We start from the raw sequence: 16,977 nt of genomic DNA, 5'->3' as shown, positions 1-16,977 counted from the left end.
CGTACGCATAGGCCGACGGGATGAAGTGACTCTGTGACAGTGGTGGTTATTGCATTGTCCGAGTCGACAGTCTGGCTCTGTACCCAGGTGCAATTGAGCGCGGGAGGGTGTTCCATCCAGACGGATTCTTCGTTTATGTTTTGTATGACTAAGGAAAAAGAGAAGCAAATCGCGGCCGTTGGGGCTAATGCTCGGCAATTGCGTTCCACTCCGCGTCCATTAGGCAAACTGGATTTCGAGCAGCTTGCCGAACTTGCTTTAGGACACTTCGACACGGTCGTTGAGGAGATCCTTGAACTTGAAGGTAAGCACGAAGGCAAGGAGTTCGTGGCTTTCAATCCCCGGCGACGGGACACCGAGCTTGGTTCGTTCAAGATCAACGCCGAGACGGGGGTGTTCTGTGATTTCGCATGCCAGGACGAGTGCCGGGGCGGAGACCTGATTGCGCTCGCAGCGTATATCTGGGGGGGCAGTCAAAGCGAGGCTGCCCTGAGCTTGCAGAAAGAGTTAGAGGTGCGAGGAATTAGACTTCCCTCGAATGCCACCACTCGTCCGATGCAACCCCGCAGCATGGTCAAGACGGTCGCACCGATGCTACTCATGGCTCCGATCCCTGATGGTAGTCCGGAACTCGATGTGCGTCGTTTCTTGGCGAAGGGATGTACTCTGGAAAACCGTTACGACTACGTGAATGCGAGTGGTGAACTCTGCTTCGTCCAGTTGCGTTTGCGTCGGGAGGGCGGTCAGAAGACCTTCGTAACGCTGCATGTTAAGCAGCGTGAGGATGGTGCGCTGGACTGGACCGGTGGAATGCCGGATGGTCTACGCCCGTTGTTTGGTTTGCTCGATTTGATCGAAGCTATGCCGGAACAACCGGTATTCGTTGTCGAAGGCGAAAAGGCCGCACGAGCACTGCGGCAATCGTATCCGACGATGATCGTTGTGACGTCGGCAGGCGGCGCTCAGGCACCAGCCAAGACCGACTGGTCCCCGGTGGCTGAGCGAAGGGTTCTCATCTGGCCGGATAACGATGAGGCCGGAATGAAGTACCGGGACCGCGTTGCTGCGCTGATCGGCGCCGTAGAGCCTACTACGCGGATCAGGAGTATCGATCCAGAGAAGCTCATGCGTGGCATTTGTGAGGTACAAGGCTGGGACTATGGCGAAAAGGCCGAGTCGATGCAGGGATGGGATGCCGCTGATGTAATGGCGTTGGGGCTTGACGATGACGTCGTAGGTAAACTGCTAGAGAACTCGATTGTTGATGTACCTGTTCGAATTGAGCAATGTGAATCGGTGACGCAGGCCGCTTCCGCCGACTGCGTCGCCGCACATGTAACGTGGCAATCGGGAAAGCATTACGAAGTAACGCCGGGTGGTGTGACTGTCTGGAAACAGCAGGGAGACCAGAAGGTTCCCGTTCGTGTGTCGTCGTGCGTTGAGATCCTGCGTCAGCTCCGGGATAGTGAAAGCTCGGGGTGGAGTCTCGAACTGCGCTTGTATAAGCCCGATGGCAAGCAGCAAACCATCATCGTGCGACGAGCGATGCTGAGCGATAACAAGGCTTTTCGGGAGACGATCAACGATCTGGGCGTGATCGTGTACAACTGGCAAGAGTTTCACGATTACCTTGCTCATGCCATTACCCGGGACACGCATGACCTGGTGCGTAGCGTGGGCTGGAATGGCCCTCTGTACGTTCAGGCGAATCGTGTCTATGGGCTGGGAGCGGAAGCAGTGGCGCTTGATCCAGACGCTCCGGTGTGCGCTGCGTTTGAGCAGTGCGGTACGCTCGAAGAATGGAATGCGCAGATCGGTCGATACTGCGAAAGAAATTCCCGTCTCATGCTCGCCGTTTGCCTGTCGCTTGCCGGACCATTTCTGCATTTGCTTGGTATCGAGCCGGGCGGTGTCCATCTGGTCGGACAAAGCAGTGTAGGGAAAACCACGGCGATGCGTGTGGCTGCATCCGTCTGGGGAAGCGTAGCGGGATTTGTTCGGTCGTGGCGTTCGACGTCGAATGGTCTCGAAGCCGTTGCGGCAAGCATGAACGATTGCGTGCTGTTGTTGGACGAGATGAACCAAGCGACGCCCTTGGAAGCCGGCGAGGTGGTTTATATGCTCGGCAACGGGCAGGGCAAAGTCCGTATGACCCGTGCCGGGGCAGGCAGCCGACTCTATCAATGGCGGCTTCTCTTCATGTCGACGGGAGAGATTCCGTTGCAGCAACACATCGAGTCGGTGGGCAAGAAGGTGCGTGCAGGCATGGACGTTCGCCTGCTGAATATTCCGGCTGACGCGGGGCGTGGTCTTGGATTGTTCGAGTCGCTGGACGTATTCGAGAGCAGCAGAGCCTTGGCGGATCACCTCAACGCTGCGACTAGCGAGGTTTACGGAGTAGCGGGAGATCAATGGTTGACGTTTCTTACTGACAAGGTTTCGAACGGACAGTACCAGTCGTTTTGCCGTCAATTGAAGGAACGGCTCCGTGAAATTGAGAGGCAGTTTCCGGCCAATGGCAGCGGCCAGGTGATGCGGGCGGCCCGACGTTTCGCATTACTGGCACTTGCTGGTGAACTGGCCGTCGAGGCGGGCATCGGTGGCTGGGTTAGCGGTTCACCTACTGCCATGATGAAGCGTTGCTTCGATGAGTGGGTTCGAGAACGTGGGGGTACGGAGGCCGCTGAGGAAGCGCAGGCATTGCGGCAGGTCCAGCATTTTTTTGAGCAACACGGGCAATCCGCTTTCCAACGGCTCGTTCGAGTTCCAGGCGTTGGCGACGACTTGGAACGGGAACGGACGGTCAATAACCGGGCTGGCTATGTAGATGCCGCAGAGGAGATTTTCTACGTACTACCGGAAGTATTCCGAAATCGGGTTTGCGATGGGCTGGACTACAAGTTCGTGGCGGAAGTGCTGAGCAGACGCGGAATGCTACTCGCCGATACCAGCAAAACGGTCCGGGTACCTAGCGTCGGGTCGATTCGAGCATGGAAGATCAGCGCTCGGATCGTTGGATACTCCCCGGAGTTGACGGAGAGCGATGAAGGGCCGCAGGTAACGTAACCGTGAGGTGTGACAGCTGTGACATGGCTGTCACGCTGCTTTTCCTGCGGAAACCCTTGTCAATAAACGGTTGTGACAATGTGACAGATGTGACGTGTCAAAAAGTCAATGCAGGTCTCAGGATGGTGGAGCCATAAAGTCAGGCAGATTTCCATCGTCCTGAAGCTCTTTAAGATTGCATTGTTTCATACGTCACATTCGTCACAATGTCACATCGCTTGTCTGGCAGTGGTTTTTGAGTTTCGGGCGGTGTCGCGGTGTCGTCACGGCTGTCACGGGTGCTGGAGAAGAATTTTTTCTATATTTCTGGCTAGGGTTGACAGTCGGATTTAGTTCAAATTGCAGAACGGAATGCCTAACGGATACTGCAAGAAACTAGATTATATTTTGGGAGGAGCGAATGTTTCGAGTCGACATCGAAAACAAGCAACTGATCGAGCTGAAACCTACCGGCTTTGGTGATCTTCGGCTTCGGGAGCGGTTCGACATTCAGGAGTGGATCGAGAAGGCCCCGGGGATCATTGGCGAGGGTCTGCTGATGATCGGCAAGGAAGTTATCCTTCCATCAGGAAAGCGGTTAGACCTTCTCTGTATAGACAGGGCCGCAGCGCTCGTCATCATTGAGCTAAAACGTGACGATTCCGGATCCTCCGTCGAGTGGCAAGCAATCAAATACGCTTCGTATTGCTCTGCTTTTTCGCCGGACGACATCTTCAAACAGTATGCGCAGTATCTCGGGTGTACGGAACAGGAGGCTGCTCTGGCGATTGAAGAATTCATCGCTTGCGATATAGAAGCGCTCAATAGCAGTCAGCGCATCATCCTGGTATCCAAAGAATTCAATCCAGAGGTCATTTCGGCCGTGTTGTGGTTGCGTGAATTCGGCCTTGAGATTCAGTGCACCAGGCTGGCCCCGTACTTGGACAGCGACAACCAGCTTTTCATCAAGCCCGAGACGTTGGTTCCGTTGCCTGAGGCAAAGGACTATATCGAAAGGAAGGAAACCAAGCAGCGCAATCTCTCCGATGCAATCAGGGAATGGACCGGGTACTGGTTCGTCAATGTCGGTGAAGGTCCGCATCGAACTTGGGAGGACAACCGGAAATTCAATTTCATCGGTGCAGGCCAAGGGACACGCTACTCATCGGCCCTGAGACGTCTCTCTGTCGGCGACAAGCTTTACGCCTACATGAAAGGTCTGGGGTACGTTGGCTTGGGAGAAGTTGTGAGCGCTGCGGTGATGATCCGGGACTACACATTGCCCGAAACACAGACTACTCTTCTCTCCGCCGGTTTGAAGGCCGAGCATCCTGACGAAAACTCCGACAATGAGGAGCTATCGGAATACGTCGTTGGCGTTAGGTGGCTCAAGTCTGTCGGCAAGGATCAAGCGAAGACCTTTCCCAAAATCTTCGCCAATCAAAACGTTGTCTGCAAACTTCGTGATGAAGCGACACTCAAGTTCCTTCAACAGGCGTTTGGGGTGTGACGAACGGGCCCGATCCGGCGTTCGGGGTGGCAGGGATAGTTGCCCCTGAGTGGTCGTCGTTGACCGCTGCCGCCCATTGCTTCGGTATGAGGTCCCACATCGCCCGGTTGATACTCCGGACCTTGGGCGATGGATGAGCTGACGTGAAAACGTGGAGACCCAGTGACAGCATGAACGCTTCGGCCTTGCGGGCTTTTCTCCCGACTAGGACTGCCGTCTTCAAACGATCGAGCCTAGAATCCAAAATTTTCCAGCTTTAGGGCAAGACTTCGTAGCGCCAATTGTAGTTACTGTAAAGGTATTCGCCGCCGTCATCCCTGTCGGTTAGCTTGGCCCACAATCTGAACTTGGTGCCGACAGGGTAATCTCTGGACAGCTTCTTTGAGCATTCGACATGAAGGGAAATCGGATACTTACCGCCAGCAACCGGACGAATGTGAACCTTGTCACGAAGCCCAGATCGTTGCTCCGGCACAAAGCTTTCCACAACTACATACTCGTATGAATTGTCTTGGGCCATATGCAAATCTCCTTCCTGTCCGAGTTCGGATTCGTACGCTTCTTAGATACTCATCGACGCGGTAATGCGATCGCTCAGAGCTGTCGCAGTTCCTTCATCGCAACAACAACAGTTCCGGCACAGCATCCGCTCCGCACCAGACGATTGCGTTCTGCTTGTATCGAACGCCAATCCGTTTCGCAGCCTCAAGCGAAATCCCGAGCACGAGAAGGCTTGGCTCAGCCCAATCGCTGGACGGATGGCGGCCGACGCCACTGACGAAGCGCACACCGCGTGACGTCAGTTCGTCGGTCAGTTTCTTCTGCAGAGCCGCGTTAGTTTCGTCGTCGCACTTTCGGCTGTATGGATTCCATGCGGTCAGAAAAGCGCTCGATTCGACGCCTGATGCTTCGTGTAGCGCAGCGAGCGCCTTGCTCCGCTGACCGACACGCAGCGTCATGGACCATTCACCTTCCACGCAGTATAAGGTTTCACGATAGGCTTGGATCGTGGCTGGGTTGATGTTCGAATGTGTGGTCACAAGCGCTCCCCGATTGCTTTCTGGTCTGTTCAATGAGGCCAGTCTTCGTGTGCCAGTGGTGCTTGATTCAATTCTTCACGGTAGGTGTGCCAATGGGGCAGATGATGGTCCATTAACGCCATGAAACGGTCGTTGTGGTGTCGCTCCATCAAATGAACCAATTCATGGACGAGGATGTATTCAAGGCACTGGACTGGCTTTTTCGCCAGCTCAAGATTCAGCCAAATGCGGCCGGCATCGATACTACAACTGCCCCACTTGGTTTTCATCTTCTTGACGCCCCAATCGGCGACCTCGATGTCAAGCAGCGATTGCCACTTCTCAAGCATAGGGGGGATCATCGCCTTTAGTTGTTCTCGATACCAGCGCTCGATGACCTTCAGGCGCTGCTCAGCGCTCATTCCTGGCCGGACCTTGAGCTCCATCGTGGTTTTGTTGCGCAGCACGACTGTTGCGGGTCCGTCGTGAAACACGACTCTGATTCGGTAGCGTCGCCCCTGGAAGTAATGGCTCTCGCCACTGACCATTTCTCGCTTCGATTGACGAGGTTGGGCCTCGAATTTCTCTCGCTGCCTGCGGATCCATCCCAGCTTGCCGATTACCGCCAAGCGAATGGCGTCGTCGCTGACCGTGAGTGGAGCAGCTACACGCACTCGTCCATTCGGCGGATAGACTCCGAGGTGGAGGTTCTTGATCGACTTCCGGACGATTTCGACCGACAGCCCGCTCACCGTGATGTAGTGGTGAACCTCAGTAACCATGCTGACTCTTCACGAGATCGAGAATTGCATCAATTCGGGCGTCGTCTTCGCCCAGGACTGATTTGATCGCATTGCGGATCTTCCGAGTCTTCATGATATTGCTGCGCCAGTCATCCTGACGAGCAATCAAGATCGCATGATCGACGCTCACCGCGAGATTTTCGTCCTTGTCGAGGTTGTCGTACAACGCCTTCTGTTCGACGGATTTCAGCGAAGCAGGGTAGGTCGAGCCCGACGATGGACTTTGTGCCTGCTTTGCCAGCTTGACGAGTTCGGCAAGGTACTCTTCGTAGGCGACGGCATCAGCCTTTCGCTTCTCGATCAAAGCGTCAAGAAGCTCGGACATCTTCTCGTAGTACTTGGGATTGATCGGCTGCTCGTCAATGATGAGCTTACGGACGTTGTTTTCAATCGTCTCTGCTACCGCATCCTTGTTCTCACGAATCCCTTTGGGAAGCTTGTCTACCGCCCCGACGCCACGCTCAACGATAAGCTGGATCAAGGACGTATCATCGAATGCGGAAATCGTCTCGCTGTCGTCAGCTCGGATGTACGTGTCAATCAGATGGCGCATGGCCGGTTCGTACATCTTCAGGTCAATGTAGTCTCCGCTGGCGAGCTTGACCTCGTTGCGAACCTTTTCGAAGTGGCTGGTTTCTTCCTTCAGGCTCTCGATTTCTGCGGACGAGTAGCCCGCTTCATCAAGATCGTTAGCAATGACAGCATAGGCTCGGATGAGCGTAGCCGTGAATTTGTACAAGGCCAAGCGTATCGGCTCGTTCTCCTTCAGCTGCTCGGCGTTTCCTGAGTCCTTCGCACAAAAATATCGAAGATATGCTGCGGTGTCTTTTGGTGCCTCCACCGGTTCGCAGAGAGCCTTGATAGCCTCACGGGCCTCTTCGAGGTGCTCTCGGGCCTTGATCAGGCGATCCTCCAGCAATCCGGCTACGTCGTCCTTGTCGTAACCGTCGAGCGCTCCCGAGGTGTAGTCGTGAACAGCGCTACCGATGCTCTTGAAGAGATCCTTGTAGTCGATGACATACCCGTATTCCTTGTCGTCGCCATCGAGCCGGTTCACTCGGCAGATCGCCTGGAACAGTCCGTGATCACGCATCTGCTTGTCGATGTACAGGTACGTCGCAGAGGGGGCATCGAAGCCGGTCAGCAGCTTGTCAACGACGATCAACAGCTTCATCTGTCCCGGCTCGTCGATGAACTTTTTCTTTACATCCTTTTCGAACGACTCAGCATCTTGGCCGTTGAGCATCTTCGTGTAGATCTCGTACTGGCTCAGTTTTTCCGTGAGCCCTTCCGCGCTTTCACCCTTGATATCCGCAGTAGCGGGTCGATAGCTAGTGACGATTGCACACTTGCCTGCGAGGTCGGTCTTGCTGAATAGCTCGTAGTATTTGCAGGCCTGATAGATGCTTCCGGATACGAGCATCGCATTGCCGTGACCGCTCATCAACCGATCCTTGGTTGCCATGTCGAGCAGAATGTCGGCGACGATCTTCTCCAACCGAGACTGGCTGGAAAGGACTCGCTGCATGGTCCCCCATTTCTGCTTGAGCTGGGCCTTGGCGAGGTCGGTCAGTTCCTTGGTCTTCGATTCAAACCACTGGTCGATCTTCTTTGTCGAGGTGATGTGCTGATCGACGTCACGGGCCTCGTAGCGTAGATCAAGCACCACGCCGTCACGAACAGCCTCGTCAAACTTATAGGTGTGGATGTACGAGCCGAAAACTTCGAGACTCGTTGCCTTGTCAGCCTTGAGCAGCGGCGTACCGGTAAAGCCGATGAACATCGCATTCGGCACGATTGCTTTCATCGCCTTATGCAGTTCGCCGGATTGGGTCCGGTGGCACTCATCGACGAAAACGTAGATGTCGCCTTTGGCCCGGAAGTCGGGCGGAAGCGCTCGCTCAATTTCCTCGACGTAACCCGCAACATCTCCGAACTCTTCGCTGTCCTCTTTGCCGCCGAACTTGTGGATTAGCGAACAGAGCAGCCACGGCGTCGTGGCGTTGAGCTTGGTGATCAGATCGCCGCCGCTCTTCGTGCGATAGATTTCCTCGTTGACGCCCTTGAAGACCTTTTCGATCTGCTCGTCCAGCTCGGTCCGGTCTGTAATGATGAGGACACGGGCATCCTTGACGTTCTCCCGAATCCACTTCGTCAACCAGACCATCGTGAGGCTCTTACCAGAACCCTGTGTGTGCCAGATAACGCCGCCTTCCCGGCGTCTCACGTAGTTCTGTGCGGCCTTGACGCCGAAGTACTGATTCTGTCGACAGAGTTTCTTCGTGCCGGCGTCGTACACGATGAAATCGTGGATCAGTTCAAGCAAGCGAGCCTTGCTGCAGACCTGGGTGACGTGGCGATCCAGCAGATTCTCGATCGGACTATCTTCCTTCCACGTAAGGTAGTACTTCTCCTGCGTTTCGATGGTGCCGTAGCGAAGTCCCTCGGTATCGTTGGCCGCCATGACGAATTGCATGGTCGAAAAGAAGTGCTGAATGAACACTTTCTTCTGGTTGTCGAGGTTCTGCCGGATGCCTTGCGAGACTGAGACGGTGGAGCGCTTCAGCTCGAGCACTCCGAGAGCGATACCGTTCACATAGAGAACGATGTCAGGACGCTTCGTGTTGGCTTTCGGATCAGCACCGTTAACTGTCACTTCCTCTGCGATACCAAAGTCGTTGCTGAGGGGTTGCTTCCAGTCAATCAGCCAGACAGTCTGCACTTGCTCGCCAATTTCCGGCTTGACGTGAATGCCGTAGCGAAGCATCTCGTACACAGCCTTGTTCCGATCGTAGATGCTCTTGCTTTGGTCGCCTGCGGCCTTATCGAGAAGGTGTATGGCTCGGGTGATGAGGGCATCGTCGTAGCCCTGTCGCTTGAGGAAACTGCTCAGCAGCTCGTGGTCGACGTTCCGGTTCCCGACGCGGTCGATCCAATCGCCCAGGTACTCGTACCCCAGCGAGTCCCGAAACAGCTTGACGACACGCTCCTGCGTCTTCTTCTCTTTTTGGCCGACAGTGCTCATACGAGACGGATTCTCCCAGTCAACAGTTCTTGCATCATCCCTTGCTTGACAGCAAGAGTTTTGTCTCGCTTTCGTTCGAGTGCAGAGATTTCAGTGTCCATGTCGGAAAGGACTGATGCGATGGCGGTTTGCTCTGCTTTTCCGGGGAGTCGAAGCGCAGCGTCGAGCAAAGCCACCTTGGACAGGTTGTAGCGGGTTGAGCCTTGCGCTAGCGACTTAATGAGTTCACGCCCCACTGGCCCACGTAGGTAATAGGCCATGAACAAACCATTAACTTGTGCATCGCTCTTCAGGCGGAATCCGAAACAAAAGCTGTTCAAATAGAGATCCTCGATGTCGTGTGCAACCAACGCACACATCGCAACTTCTTCCGGCGTTTCGGATGAGCCATTGAACAACAAGTCGCCTTTGAGAACACGATTCTGCGTTTCTCCAATACACACATCGACCGTGTCGAAGGCTTCGCAGTCGATGACTACGTTCATCATTACATTTACGAACGGGACGTAATACGCTGTGCCACTGGAAAAGTCGTCTTTGCTCTTTCCGATCAGCCCACCATAGGTGGTACCCAGCTCCTTCAACCGCTTCATCTGCCACTCCCCGCTAAACCCCGTCAAACGTTGCTTACCAGTGAGCAACAACTGCATCGTGGCCTGCTTGATGTCATACTTCTTGGCGATGAGCTGGTCCAGTGATGAGATCAGCGCATCAACGTCGGAGAGTGCGGATGCGATGGCGTTCTGCTCGGGAATAGTAGGAACAGGGCACCTTAAGAGCTCAATTTGATTCAAGAAAAGGTTGGGCTGTGCACCCTGATTAACGCTGGTGAGGATTTGTGTCTGCGCACGGTTGCCCTGCATCCAGAACTGGATAAAGGAGCTGTCCGCTTTGCTAGATAGCTTCACCAATGCGGCGCTGCGAACGAGGACGCAATCAAAATTCGGCGGTACGACCGCTACTCGACCTATGGTTCCAGAGCATGAGATGAGAATATCTCCCGATGCCGGGTCGCACCGCTGCCGAATTCGTTCAAACTCTGCACGCCCAACGTAATCAACGTCTGAAACATCAATTCGTCCGTTCAGGATATTGCGTGCAGATAGAAGAAAATAGCCAGTCCTAGACCTAATCGGTGTAAGGTGTTCGCCGTCGGTGATTTTTTTCGAAATTTCGGATAATTGAGAGGTTCCCCAGTCCTCCGGAATCACCCCTAACTCGGTCCGCTTGTAACCCGGCTTCAGTTCCATGCAAACCCCATCTTCTTCAGGTGTTCATCGACACGAGCAGCGAGGGCATCAACCTCGGCGGTAAGCTTCGGCAACGGTGTTGTGTAACGGTCGGCCAACTCCTTAATACGGCCCGTCAGTGCCTGCGACACACGATCAAGTTCGGTCTGGACGTCTGCGACAAGCGTAGTCAGCCACTTGTCATCAACGACCAGTGTTTTGATTTCCGCTTCAGCGAGCTTGCCGTACTGGCCCGTGACCTTGCCATCCAGAGCTTTCTGGGCATCCTTCACCTTCTTGTTCGCCGCAGCTTCCTGCTCAATCAGTTCGAGGTATTCGTTCAGGATCTTGCGTTCGTCGGCAGCGTCAGAATCCTTCTTGATTTCGGATAGGCGAGCCTTCACGCTGACCTTCGTCAGCTTGCCCTTTTCGGTCTTGGCTTCGGCCAGCAACCCGTCTTCACCGCCATGCTCCTCGTCGAGTTCTTCCATCTGGCGGGTGATCGAATCACGCTCCGTTTCGAGCTGTTCGATGGCCTTCGCCTCGTCAGCGAAGTAGCGGGCAACGATAAGCGATGTCGGAATCAGATCCGTGTTCGGCTTGCCGTCGGCCAGCGCAGTCCATCCGTCATGAGCCAGCATGTACACATCGTCCTGCATCGTTTCTGCCCAGTACGTCATTAGATGCTGATAGACGTCATAGGCATCTAGGAGCGGTACTGCCTTGAATGTGTCGAGCAAACTCTCGGAGACTGTCTCGACTAACGCCTTGGGAAGGTCACCAATCTCGATGCCGGTGAGAAGCGAGACGTTTTCAGCTTTCCATTGATCGAAGTGGGAGTGGACGGTTTTCGTGAATGAAGCAAACTCGGGATGGCCGAAGATCGTCGCTTTGATAGCGTTCGCCGGAACCTTCAGTTCACTATAGCCAAGTCGATTCGCCGTATCAAACAAAGCCGACCGAACGCTCGGCAGGACGGTCCAGTAGCGAGCGAGATCGTCAATGTCGTGATCGGGAATGCCGCCGAGTAGGTGAGCTGCGATGTCCTGCACGTCTTCGGGCTCGGTGCTGTCGATGTACCTCGGGATATTCAGGTTGAAGTCGTTGTCAGCGATTTCCGAAACGGGCACAAGGCGGGAGAATTTCGGTATCTCGGTCTGCTTGTTGAAGGCGTCAACGATCTTGTGAATGTCCTGGGCTCGCAGGCGGTTCTTGTTGCCGTCCTTCACGTAGCCCTTGCTAGCATCGATCATGAAGATGCCCTTGCGAGCACCAGCATGTTCCTTGTCGAGCACAATGATGCATGCTGGGATGCCCGTGCCGTAGAACAGGTTGGCCGGCAGGCCGATGATGCCCTTGATGTAGCCTCGCTGGACGATCTGCTTCCGGATCGCACCTTCAGCTCCGCCCCGAAAGAGAACACCGTGAGGAAGAATGACCGCTCCCTTGCCAGTGCTTCTGAGCGAGGTCAGGATGTGCAGCAGAAAGGCATAGTCACCGTTTTTCTCCGGCGGAATGCCCAGGTCGAATCGGTGATACAGGTCGTTCGCAGGATCGAATCCGTTGCCCCAGGCTTTCGTCGAAAACGGGGGATTAGCGACGACGAAGTCGAAGGTCTTCAGCAGACCGTTGGCCTGGACGAAGTGAGGGCTAGACAGTGAGTTATCCTTCCAGATTTCCGCTGTCGGGCAATCGTGGAGGATCATGTTCATCTTGGCTAGTGCGGACGTGGCGTTGTCCATTTCCTGGCCGTAGATAGTCAGGTCAACTCCAGCGGAGCCCTTGGCTTCGTCGTGAGCCTTGATGAGCAGCGATCCGGAGCCGCATGTCGGGTCGTAGATCGTCTGGTCCGAACTCGTGGCACTCCCGATGCCGATGACTCTCGCCATGACACGAGAAACTTCGGCAGGGGTATAGAACTGTCCCTTCGATTTCCCGGAGTCGGTTGCGAAGTGGCGCATCAGATACTCGTATGCGTCACCCAGGATGTCATCGCCTTCGGCTCGATTCGACCGGAAGTCGAGCTCGGGGGTGTCGAAGATTGAAACGAGGTTGGACAGACGGTCCACCATCTCCTTGCCTTTGCCGAGCTTCTCGGGATCGTTGAAGTCGGCGACATCGATCACGCCCTTCAGGTCGTTCGCTTCGGCAAGCTTGCTGATGATCTTGTTGAGCTTATCGCCAATCTCCTTGTCGCCCTTCAAGGCAACCATGTCGGCGAAGCTCCCGCCGGCTGGTACATCGAGTAGAGCGTCTGGTTGGCCGGAATATTTGTCGGAAACGTACTTGACAAACAGCAGGACGAGAACGTAGTCCTTGTACTGGGAGGCGTCCATGCCTCCACGAAGTTCGTCGCACCCTTTCCAGAGGGAACTGTAAAGCTCGGATTTCTTGATTGCCATAGATGGTATTTGGTCAACAGCGGCCCGGGATGCTTGGCAGAGGCTGATCTAGCGACGCTCCGTCCACGCCCAGAGATATTGCGGGATTTTACAGGTGTCGGCGGCACGACAGGAGGAGAAAGGGGGCGTCACTGGCGTGGCGCTTCTGTGACGAAGCGTGTTAGCTGGAAACCCGCTCCAGATAAGGCTTGTGACAAGGTGACAAATGTGACAGGAGAAAGAGCACGAATTTGCGGGAGGCATCGGATTTCCCGCTACTGTTCTGCCTCGCCCTCAACGGGATACAGGTTGGGTTTCCAGTTGTCACATCTGTCACCTTGTCACAAGCGTTGCTGGGCATGGGTTTCATCCTGTCACCGACCGGATTATGCATGTCCCGGCTGTCACAGCGATCGAGGGCTTGGCCTCTGGTCACTTCCGCCAACGAATTTCCAAAATTCGGCGGGCGGCGGGAGGGCTCAGTCGTTGCTAGAACGTGGATGGGAAACACGCAGGGAAGAACGATCCCGCAAACTACGGCACGCGTGAGTCGATTGAACCTAAAAAAGCTCTCGCCGAAGCAAGAGCAACAGGCATTTCACTGCCCGACAAAGCAGTTCAGCAACCTCTGTCCGAAGTAGAGCCAGGCGACGCCGATGACGATCCAGACGACCGGAGCGATGACGAGCCAGAAGATAGCGTGGAGGAGGATCATTGCTCATTCCCTTGTCTCGAAGCGACACGACGATCGAGCTTGGACTTCAGACTCGCATTCCCAGCACCGCCACCAGCTTCAGCATCGGCTCCACCGCTGTCTTCCAGGTAGAACTCTTCGACAACTGCAGGAACGTCGCCCCCCGACTCTTCGAACGCGCCGTTGCCGAACCCGAGCCGTGCTGCAACGTCGAGTGCGGCTTGGTCGAAGCCTCCAGCCTTCCGCTCACCGTCGACCTTGCGAGCATATGCAATGGCCTCCGTCAACTTGAAGCCGGATCCGACAACAAGATCGACGTAGTAGATGGCTGTACGATAGCTTTGCGTGGTTGACTTCCCCCTTAGCCGAAGTTCCAACGGCATGGATGCAAGCAATTCGCCCGACACCGCACTGAAGTAATGAAGCCGCGCCGCCAAAGTCCGAATCGAGTTGTACGACGTGGTTCTGAAGATGAACGTGCCGAACTCGTCTTCATCGCCGATTACGACGTTCAACCGACCGTACGGCTTACACTGCCCATTACTATAGGGGCAGGCGTCCGGCGACGGGCAAGGCAGCGCTTCCATACCATCGTTCGTGACGCGACGACATGTCTCGCCATTCCCCACGCACATCGGCCGCCCGGTGCCACGATCGAACAGTGAGTATTCTGACCGCAGATTCAGATCCGGATCGTTGAACAGCAACTGGATCGGAATCGAGCGTAGCTTGCCGTTACCGCTAGCGGCACGCAGCCCTTCATCGAAGCGATGGAGAATCCAGCCGTCCCTATTCTGGACCTGGGTGGTGATCGTGAACTGATCGTCCTTCTCGGGGAGACGCTTGCCATTCTTCTCGACAACACGACCAATCGAAATCCGCCCAATGACAGGCGGCGTGATTGCAAGACCTTTCAACATTGCTGCCTCCTTGGGCTAGACTGATACGAGGAACCGGCGAGAGCCGGGTTTGGTGATGGCGTACTGCGATGCCAGTTCGGGGTGGTCGGCAAGAAGTTTCTTCAGGTCGATGCCTGAGCCGTCCTTGCTTCGTTTGCACGACACTTCGCCGGTTTCGAAAATCGCCCGGGAAGCGTCGCCCATCGCCTGCTGGATGTGTTGCTTGAGTTGGGATTCGACTTGTTCCCGAGTTTCGATTTCAGTTCGAACGCTGACGAAATCAGCAAACGTCGCCGACAACGAACGGTCGTCGGAGAAATCGACTGTGCACCCAGCGTCTCCGGGAAACAGGCAACGCAAAGCTCGATCAGCGGAATCGGAACCGTCAGCCGGTGGCGGCGTGTCGGTTTCGACGTACTGCCAGAACTGCGCTTCGAGTTCGATCAGCCTCTCGATGAGTTCGTCGTCCCGGTCAATGCGATGTACGTCTAGTTGCTGGCCGCAGACGAGAACAGCAACATGTGCAGCCTGCTTACCCGTCACGGCGAGTTGATGCTGAACCTGAAGTTCCACGTATTCCGGCACGCCATCCCGCCAAAGCTTCGCTCCATTGATGCCGGCGGTCTTGCATTCGAGAATCTGGACATCAGGCACCCCGACGACTTCCCGATCGAGATTCGCCAGCATGAATGGAACAGTCGGATGACGAAGAACGGCGTTCACTTTGCGCACCCGGTTGCCTGTCTGCTGCGTATATGCAGCGGCGACGATGGGTTCGAGGAGTGTTCCCCAGTACACCGGTGTCGTTGTGTCCTTCGGATCGGGCTTTTCGAGGCCAGCGTCACGACCGGTCTTTTCCAACCACAGTTCGAGCTGGCTCTTGTACGGATTCAAACCGACCGAAGCGGCAGCGTCACTGCCACCGATCCCGGACTTCCTTACCGTCAGCCAGTCGTCTCGGGCCAGCGTCTTGGTTTCGACAAGGCGAAGTGCTGCACGCCTGCGGGTTGCCCCGACAGTGCCTGTTGCAATACTCATGTTTAGCTCCTTGAAATGAAAGAATCCCGGTGAACCGAAGTTCAAGCCGGGCTGTGTTAGACGAAATAACTTCTGGACTACTATTTGTTTTAGGCGACAAAGCGCATAGCCTCATCCCACGCCCGTTGCTTCAGCGTCGCGCCATTTCCGAACCAAGCTGTATCCCGGCGATGATCGTCGCTGCGAGCCCGGCGATGATGGTCGATGTACTCCGTCACGGAATTGACAAGGCCCCATGCCGTACCGGTGGCAGAAGCAAGGTCCGAGCCTTTCCCGCTTCCGGCGAACAACTCTGCCGTTGCTTTGATGGCCCGTTCGTTTGTCCCCGTATCGATAGAAGCGGGAAGCGAGGATGGGGTATAGGCGAAGACACGGCGGAAATACTCTAGAGCGGTGTCTTGCTTGATCTTCCGTTCCGACAAGGCACGCATCCGAACCATGAACGCGTCCCACGACGACACGGCAATGCCGAGTTGTCGTTTCACTGCAAGCGGATCAAACTGACTGCGATGCGGAACCTTGATCGCTCCATTACTGTCTCCCAAGGCGATTTGCAGGGTGTTGTTGCAGACGACGCGTACCGATGTGAACTGTGCCGTCGTCGCCATCGTCCCGTCACAGGCTGTAGCCAGTAGAAGGTAGCCGTTCACTTCGTCGTTGCCCTTCAGGTTGACGGTCTGTCCGGTCCGGGCCAACGCCCAAAGCTTCTTGCCACCTTTCAATACCCCTGCGGTTTCAAGCTCGAAGCCGCCGACTTCGGTAAGGTCCCGGTAGAACTCAAGAATCTGCATCGGCTGAACGACCTTGTAGCGATCCGAGACAACTGACAGCGGCTCCTTAGTGTCGCTGCGGTAAAGCACTTTCTGTTCGGGGAAAGCGTGAATCGTGCCGAGACCGTCGCCGCCAGCAACGAAACGGACTTCGGACGATTCGATGACCCAGTCCATGCCCGCCTGCCGAGCCCACACTTCGAGGGGTTGATTCGGGGCAAGCTGATTGCCGAGGCCGTGCCAGGGTACCTCCCCGACGTAGGCCATTGATTTGACGAGATGCATATGAGCTCCCTGAATAGACGAGCGGATCCGGCTCGGACGAAGTCGAACTAGTTGAGAATGGAATGTGGGGGAACGCAGTAGCAGGATCAGCTACCAGAAGCAACGGAAGGAGTCAGGTGAATTCGCGGTGATTGGCCCACGGTTCGTCATCGTCCGAGCGGCGAAGGTTGCCAGTGAGGCGTTGTTTCAGATAGGTAGCAACTGCACTGACAGCTTCGATCAGTACGACAAGCAGAAAACTGATAGCGGCATTTTTCACTTTTGGGCTCCGTGGATAGA

General features: G+C 55.4%; 12 protein-coding genes. 2 read left to right on the top strand and 10 right to left on the bottom strand.

Annotation, left to right across the window (positions count from 1 at the left end; translation table 11 throughout):
* Positions 1-144 precede the first annotated feature (144 nt).
* Positions 145-3,066, top strand: a complete 2,922-nt coding sequence (locus tag OHZ10_RS10705) for a DUF927 domain-containing protein (protein WP_342702401.1) — start codon at positions 145-147, stop codon at positions 3,064-3,066.
* 400 nt (positions 3,067-3,466) lie between these two features.
* A complete protein-coding gene (locus OHZ10_RS10700) occupies positions 3,467-4,555 on the top strand; it encodes an endonuclease NucS domain-containing protein (protein WP_219706104.1) in 1,089 nt (362 codons plus the stop codon).
* 256 nt (positions 4,556-4,811) lie between these two features.
* Here OHZ10_RS10700 and OHZ10_RS10695 read toward each other — a convergent pair whose 3' ends face one another.
* The 10 genes from OHZ10_RS10695 to OHZ10_RS10650 form a co-directional block, all read right to left on the bottom strand.
* Positions 4,812-5,075 (bottom strand): hypothetical protein, encoded by a 264-nt coding sequence (locus tag OHZ10_RS10695; RefSeq protein WP_219706106.1) that lies wholly within the window; start codon positions 5,073-5,075, stop codon positions 4,812-4,814.
* A gap of 94 nt (positions 5,076-5,169) precedes the next feature.
* Entirely contained in the window at positions 5,170-5,514 is a 345-nt protein-coding gene (locus OHZ10_RS10690) for a DUF3293 domain-containing protein (RefSeq protein WP_425394771.1), read from the bottom strand.
* A 110-nt stretch (positions 5,515-5,624) separates the two neighbouring features.
* Complete coding sequence (locus OHZ10_RS10685; RefSeq protein WP_342702396.1) at positions 5,625-6,356, bottom strand: SprT family zinc-dependent metalloprotease; 732 nt, start codon at positions 6,354-6,356, stop codon at positions 5,625-5,627.
* Complete coding sequence (locus OHZ10_RS10680; protein WP_342702395.1) at positions 6,346-9,402, bottom strand: HsdR family type I site-specific deoxyribonuclease; 3,057 nt, start codon at positions 9,400-9,402, stop codon at positions 6,346-6,348. Before OHZ10_RS10680 ends, OHZ10_RS10685 begins: the two co-directional genes overlap by 11 nt.
* Positions 9,399-10,652 carry a restriction endonuclease subunit S gene (locus OHZ10_RS10675; protein WP_342702394.1) on the bottom strand — a complete coding sequence of 418 codons (1,254 nt, stop codon included), beginning with the start codon at positions 10,650-10,652 and terminating at the stop codon, positions 9,399-9,401. Before OHZ10_RS10675 ends, OHZ10_RS10680 begins: the two co-directional genes overlap by 4 nt.
* Positions 10,643-13,033 (bottom strand): type I restriction-modification system subunit M, encoded by a 2,391-nt coding sequence (locus OHZ10_RS10670; protein WP_342702393.1) that lies wholly within the window; start codon positions 13,031-13,033, stop codon positions 10,643-10,645. Before OHZ10_RS10670 ends, OHZ10_RS10675 begins: the two co-directional genes overlap by 10 nt.
* Before the next feature lie 690 nt (positions 13,034-13,723).
* The gene (locus OHZ10_RS10665; protein ID WP_342702392.1) at positions 13,724-14,626 is read right to left on the bottom strand and encodes a hydrolase or metal-binding protein; all 903 of its coding nucleotides are present in this window, start codon (positions 14,624-14,626) and stop codon (positions 13,724-13,726) included.
* A gap of 15 nt (positions 14,627-14,641) precedes the next feature.
* Complete coding sequence (locus OHZ10_RS10660; RefSeq protein ID WP_342702390.1) at positions 14,642-15,643, bottom strand: lambda-exonuclease family protein; 1,002 nt, start codon at positions 15,641-15,643, stop codon at positions 14,642-14,644.
* 89 nt (positions 15,644-15,732) lie between these two features.
* A complete protein-coding gene (locus OHZ10_RS10655) occupies positions 15,733-16,698 on the bottom strand; it encodes a DUF932 domain-containing protein (protein WP_342702389.1) in 966 nt (321 codons plus the stop codon).
* Between the two features lie 112 nt (positions 16,699-16,810).
* The gene (locus tag OHZ10_RS10650) at positions 16,811-16,957 is read right to left on the bottom strand and encodes a hypothetical protein (RefSeq protein WP_175768849.1); all 147 of its coding nucleotides are present in this window, start codon (positions 16,955-16,957) and stop codon (positions 16,811-16,813) included.
* Positions 16,958-16,977 lie beyond the last annotated feature (20 nt).

It is taken from the genome of Burkholderia arboris, from assembly GCF_038723655.1.
GTDB lineage: Bacteria > Pseudomonadota > Gammaproteobacteria > Burkholderiales > Burkholderiaceae > Burkholderia > Burkholderia arboris.
Note: the sequence above shows the minus strand (reverse complement) of the source record. Positions and strands in the feature narration are given on the sequence as shown.